Raw genomic sequence first — 5,639 nt, forward strand, 5'->3', positions numbered from 1 at the left:
CGTGATCTATCCCGGACTCAAGAGCCATCCGCAGCACGCGCTGGCCAAACGCCAGATGCAGGGCTACGGCGGCATCATCAGCATCGAGGTCAAGGGTGGGCTGAAGAAAGCGCGCAGCATGCTGGAGCGCTGCCACCTGTTCGCCCTGGCCGAATCGCTGGGCGGCGTGGAAAGCCTGATCGAGCACCCCGCCATCATGACCCACGCCTCCATCCCGCCCGCGCAGCGCAAGCGGCTGGGCATCAGCGACGGGCTGGTAAGGCTGTCGGTGGGGGTGGAGGCGCTGGATGATTTGCGTGAAGAATTGAGCAGCGCGCTTGACTGAGTTTGCCCAAGGCGATCTTTTGACTGGTTTGGACCTTATATTCCCTCCTGGTGATTGCTCGGTGGATGTTGCCATTGCAACGGTTACTCAGCGGGATCATACGCAGCAGCACTGGATGCACGACGTCCTTGTTTTCAAGGCAATCCAGAGCTCCATACGCCACGGATTGGTCGGCATGCCGATGCAGTCAGCAAGCCGCGAAGTGCTGGAGTCAATGTCATGAAATTCACCGGCGAGCGCTACCTGCCGACCGAGTCGGGCGCGATCAGGCACGAGCACCTGCATCGCTATGCCTGGTGCGCGGCCTTGTGCACGGACAAAGACGTTCTGGATATCGCTTGCGGCGAGGGTTATGGCAGTGCCTTGCTGGCTGGGTCCGCGCGATCCGTGATTGGCGTCGATGTCGCAGCCGAAGTCGTGGAGCATGCGCGATCAGCGTACATAGCCACCCCAAGACTGCAATTCAAACTGGGTGATGCCGCCGAAATCCCGCTTGCAGATGCGAGCGTGGACGTCGTTGTTTCCTTCGAGACGATTGAGCACCACGATCGTCATCTGGAAATGCTGTCCGAGGTCCGGCGCGTGCTGCGCCAGGACGGAATCCTCGTCATTTCCTCGCCCAACCGTCCGATCTATTCCGAGCACGGGAATTATCACAACGAGTTTCATGTCAAGGAACTGGACTTTGCCGAATTCGACGCCGTGCTGCGCTCGCAGTTTGCGGCGTTGCGTTACTTCGGTCAGCGCCTTGCGGTGGGCAGCGCCATTTTTCCTCTGCAAACCGCGGCCAACGACGCCAAGCTCGTGCCATTCACCGATGACGGGCGTGAAGTCACACAGCGCTCGGCCAAGCTGGCCGACCCTGTTTACTTTATCGCTGTCGCCTCAGCCAAAGAAGCGCAGATTCGAGGTCGGCTGCACGCTTCACTGCTCATGTCCGAGGTCGAGGATCTCTACCTGCAGCATCGCGAGGTCGCGCGCTGGGCGCAGGGCCTGGACAAGGAGCACCGCGAACTGCAGCAGCATCATCAGGCCACCGTTCAAGCCCACGAGGCAGCGCTGGCCCATGCACAAGCGCTTGATCTTGACCTGTGTGGCTTGCGGCAGCGTCACGGCGAACTTGTCAGCGAGCACGAAAGCGTCGCGGCTTGGGCCCACCAACTAGAGCGTGACTTGGCCGAGCGGCAGGCGCGCGTCATGGCGCTGCAGGGCGAGCATGAGAACACCGTGGCATGGGGCCAAGGCCTTGAGGCCGATCTGCAAACAGCACACAAGCAAGTTCAAAGTTTGCAAGCCGAGCATGTCGAGACTGTGCGGCATGCGCAGCATTTAGAAGCCGAACTCAGTAACGCGCGCAATCAGCTTGCCGCCACGCATGACGCGCATGAACGAGCTGCTGCGCAGGCCAAGCGGCTCGAACATGATCTGGCCGAGGTTCGGGAGCAGATGCAGCGGTTGCAGGCCGAGCGTGACGAGTTACAGCGTCGAACTCACGACTTGGAAGCCGAGCTTGGCCTGACGCGTAATCACCTCAGCGCCGCGCAAGATGAGAGCGAACGCATCAAGGGTTTGGCGCTTGTCCTTGAGCAGCAAATTGGCGGCGAGCGCAGCAGAAATTCGGACTTGGCGCAACAGATTCGTCACTTACAATATGAATACGATTTGAAAAATAGCCAAGTCAATGCATTGCACTTGAGTAAAATCGAGCTTGATCGACGAGTCTTGAACTTGAGCAACGAGCGATCAGATCTCCAGTCACAGTTGACTGTGACGGACGCGGAGCGTCGCAGGCTGATAACGGAGAAGGACGAGATGGAGCGTTGGGGGCGCGACATAGAGCGGCAGCTTGTTGCTCTGAGTCTGCATGTTGAAGGAGTAACTGCCAAGGTCGAAACCGCTGCCTTGAACGGCGAGCAGTTGGCCTATGCGCACGCGTCGGCGCGCGAAGAGTTGGGTGCCTTGCGGGCCAGGTACGAAGTGCTGGCGAGCGAGCGTGAGGCGCTCGGTCAGCGTATCGATCATCTAGCCCGCGAACGGGATGACCGCGACACGCTGCTGGCGGGCCTGCGCGATGAGCAGTCGCGGCAGAAAGCCTATGCCGAGCGTCTTGCAGGCGAGTTGGCCGAGTCACGGCGCTCATTGGAAGAAATGCTTCATTCGCGCTCGTGGGCTTTTACGTTGCCTGTGCGTATGGTGGTGCGCTGGATGCGTGGTGACCGCGCCGGCATCCGCCAAGAGTTGCAGGCGCGGCGCGCGCGCAAGCAGTCCGCGCGTGGCGCTAAGCCAGCTCCGGCATTGCCTCATGTGGTCGATGTTGCACTTGCGGCCCCATCGCCCGATGTGGCGGCACGGTTGCCAGCAGCGGAGCAACCGACATCATGTGCGACGCCCATCGCGGGTCTTGTGTTTCCCGCCTATCACCAACCGCAAGTCAGCATCATCATCCCGAGCTACGGCAAGCTGGATGTCACCGCGCGCTGCCTGCACTCGATCATGGCGCATCCGCCGCGCGTACCGTTCGAGGTGATCGTCGCCGAGGATGCATCGGGCGAAGCGGACATCGACCAACTGGCCAAGGTCAGCGGCCTGCGCTACGAAAAGAACCCCGAGAACCTGGGCTTCGTGCGTTCGTGCAATCGCGCGGCGGGACTCGCGCGCGGCGAATACGCGTACTTCCTCAACAACGATACCGAAGTTACCGAAGGCTGGCTGGATGCGCTGCTGGACGTGTTCCAGCGCTATCCCGATTGCGGCCTGGCGGGATCGAAACTGGTGTATCCCGATGGCCGCCTGCAGGAAGCCGGAGGCATCGTCTGGAACGACGGCAGCGCCTGGAACTACGGTCGCCTCGATGATCCCGAGCGCAGTATCTACAACTATCTGCGCGAAACCGACTACTGCTCGGGCGCTTCGCTGCTGATCCGCAAGGCCTTGTTCGAGCAACTGGGTCGCTTTGATGAAATCTACGCGCCGGCCTACTACGAAGATACGGACCTTGCATTCAAGGTGCGCGAGGCTGGGCTCAAGGTGTACTACCAGCCCGCTTCAGTCGTGGTGCACTACGAGGGCGTCTCGCATGGCACTGACACCGGCAGTGGAGTCAAGGCCTATCAGACGCGCAATCAGCACACCTTTCGCCAGCGCTGGCAATCGGCGCTGGAGGCAGATCATTTTCCCAACTCGGAGAATGTGTTCCGCGCGCGCGGGCGCGACAAGCGCGCGCACTTGGCCCTAGTCGTGGATCACTATATTCCACAGCCTGACCGGGACGCAGGGTCGCGAATGATGCTGGATATAATCAAGCGTTTTATCGAGCATGGATATCGCGTGAAGTTTTGGCCGGATAACCATTATTGTGATCCTGTCTACGCACCGTTGTTGCAGCAAATTGGGGTCGAGGTGGTATGCGGAAGCGAACACGTCGGAAAATTTGAGGATTGGATTCGCGAGCACGGTGCGGCACTCGACGTTGTGGTTCTGAGTCGGCCACATATTACCGTGCAGTTTATAGAGCCTATTCGACGCTATTGCGGTGCGCCGATACTTTATAACGGAGTTGATATTCATCACTTACGTATAGAAGAGCAAATGCGAATCACGCCTACAGCGGATTTGCGCAAAGAGCGAGATTTTTTTGATGAACTTGAAAGAGATATTTGGCGCAAATCAGACGCAGTATTCTATCCGTCAGATACTGAAACTGCTTATGTCGCGAAATGGTTATCGGAAAATGCTCCAACGGTAACGGCGCATACAGTTGCACTGTACGCGTTTGAATCGCTGCTTGCAAATCCGGCTGCCAACATCACAGCACGACATGACATATTGTTTGTCGCGGGCTTTGCTCATACACCCAATGTCGATGCTGCCATTTGGTTTGTTGAAAACGTGCTGCCAATGATCGTTCGTCAAAAACCGGAAATCTGTCTTAATATTGTAGGTTCCAACCCATCGGATGCGGTGCTTGCACTTGGCGACGATCACGTTAAAGTGACTGGCTTCGTGTCCGATGAGGAGCTTGTAAACTGCTATACAAAAATGCGCGTCGCAATTGCCCCGCTGAGATTCGGGGCAGGTGTCAAGGGCAAGGTGGTTGAGGCGATGGCCTTTGGCTTGCCGTGCGTGACCACTCCAATAGGCGCGCAAGGCTTGCCCGAGTGTGATGCGCTTACAGTATGCGAAGATCCTGGGGCTTATGCGCGCTGTGTGCTGAGCCTGCTCGATGACGACTTGCTTTGGACTATGCGCTCAACTCTTGGCCAGGATTATGTGCGAAAGCACTATACGCCGGATGTCCAGTGGAGTGAATTGGAATGCGCAATAAAACTGCACTCTCCCGTTCGCGCCATTTGATTGATATGGCTTTCACGCTGAGTGCATATAGGAAACCTCTGAACAAGTCCACCTTGGACTTGCCAGAGGGCGCCGAGTCCGGCACAGGTCCGTACTCGGCTACGCTGCAACAAGTACGGGTGTGCTTGCTGCGCGGCAAGCCATCCATGGCTTGTGGAAGATCTGAACTTGTTCAGACCTTCCATAGAGCGATCTGTGTGCCAGCTACCGCCACCCAAACTCAATTGTGAGTTCAACTTGCCAAACTAGAGTACAGCTTATGAATCGCCTGAATAATAAATTGATCGCACTGATCCCCGCGGTGATGTTGCTGACTGCTTGTCACCAGCAATCACCAAGTGTGGGCGTTCCGTCAGCTTCCAACACCACTTCTAGTGCAGAACATGCTACGGTGATGCCGCAGCAAGCCAGCGTGATCAGCGTCGTACCCGGCAGCATGGCGGCCTGCGATCCGGCTGCCGTCGCCAAGGTGAGCTGGAATGTCAGCAGCCTGGCCGGCGTCAACAGCGTGCAGATCTATGTGGGCTCGGCTGCCGATGAGAAACTCTTTGCTGCCGGCGGCGCCGTGGGCAGCTCATCGACAGGGCCCTGGACGCGTCCTGGCACGACCTTCACTGCCAAGGATGCCGCCAGCGGCAAGGTGCTGGGAACGGTGACGGTGCAGGGACCGGCATGCAAAACTTGACTTTAATTGTCGATTGACCGGCGACGTCTACGGGTGACGATGGCGCTCCTTCTATAAAGGGCGCCATTATGCCGACCGGCTGCATCCAATCACCTGCCTGTGGTGGTTAAAAGCGTATGGTGATTCTGACGGATTAGGTCGGGGGTAGGTGGATGAAATGTCCGATATGCGCAAAGCCGTCAAGATTCTTCGTACGGCGCGACGGAGTCGATTATTTCGAGTGCAGTGATTGCGGCTCACTCAGCGCCGATGCCGATTTTCTTCATGACGTCGAGC

4 protein-coding genes are annotated in these 5,639 nt (G+C 58.0%); all 4 read left to right on the forward strand.

Annotated features, from left to right (window positions below):
• On the forward strand, positions 1 to 325 hold a 325-nt coding region (locus tag AC2VLV_RS07195; RefSeq protein ID WP_486989327.1), incomplete at its 5' end, for a PLP-dependent transferase.
• Positions 318 to 548 (forward strand): hypothetical protein, encoded by a 231-nt coding sequence (locus tag AC2VLV_RS07200; protein WP_486989328.1) that lies wholly within the window; start codon positions 318 to 320, stop codon positions 546 to 548. The genes AC2VLV_RS07195 and AC2VLV_RS07200, both read left to right, overlap by 8 nt.
• Positions 545 to 4,678, forward strand: coding sequence for a glycosyltransferase (locus tag AC2VLV_RS07205; protein WP_486989329.1), 4,134 nt, complete (start codon positions 545 to 547; stop codon positions 4,676 to 4,678). Before AC2VLV_RS07200 ends, AC2VLV_RS07205 begins: the two co-directional genes overlap by 4 nt.
• A gap of 259 nt (positions 4,679 to 4,937) precedes the next feature.
• The gene (locus AC2VLV_RS07210) at positions 4,938 to 5,363 is read left to right on the forward strand and encodes a hypothetical protein (protein ID WP_486989330.1); all 426 of its coding nucleotides are present in this window, start codon (positions 4,938 to 4,940) and stop codon (positions 5,361 to 5,363) included.
• Positions 5,364 to 5,639: the final 276 nt, after the last annotated feature.

It is taken from the genome of Thiomonas sp. TH-17, assembly GCF_057473305.1.

Bases quoted from the DNA above. Each gene is read 5' to 3' on its own strand.
- AC2VLV_RS07205 (WP_486989329.1), top strand. From the start codon at position 545: ATGAAATTCACCGGCGAGCGCTACCTGCCGACCGAGTCGGGCGCGATC.
- AC2VLV_RS07210 (WP_486989330.1), top strand. From the start codon at position 4,938: ATGAATCGCCTGAATAATAAATTGATCGCACTGATCCCCGCGGTGATG.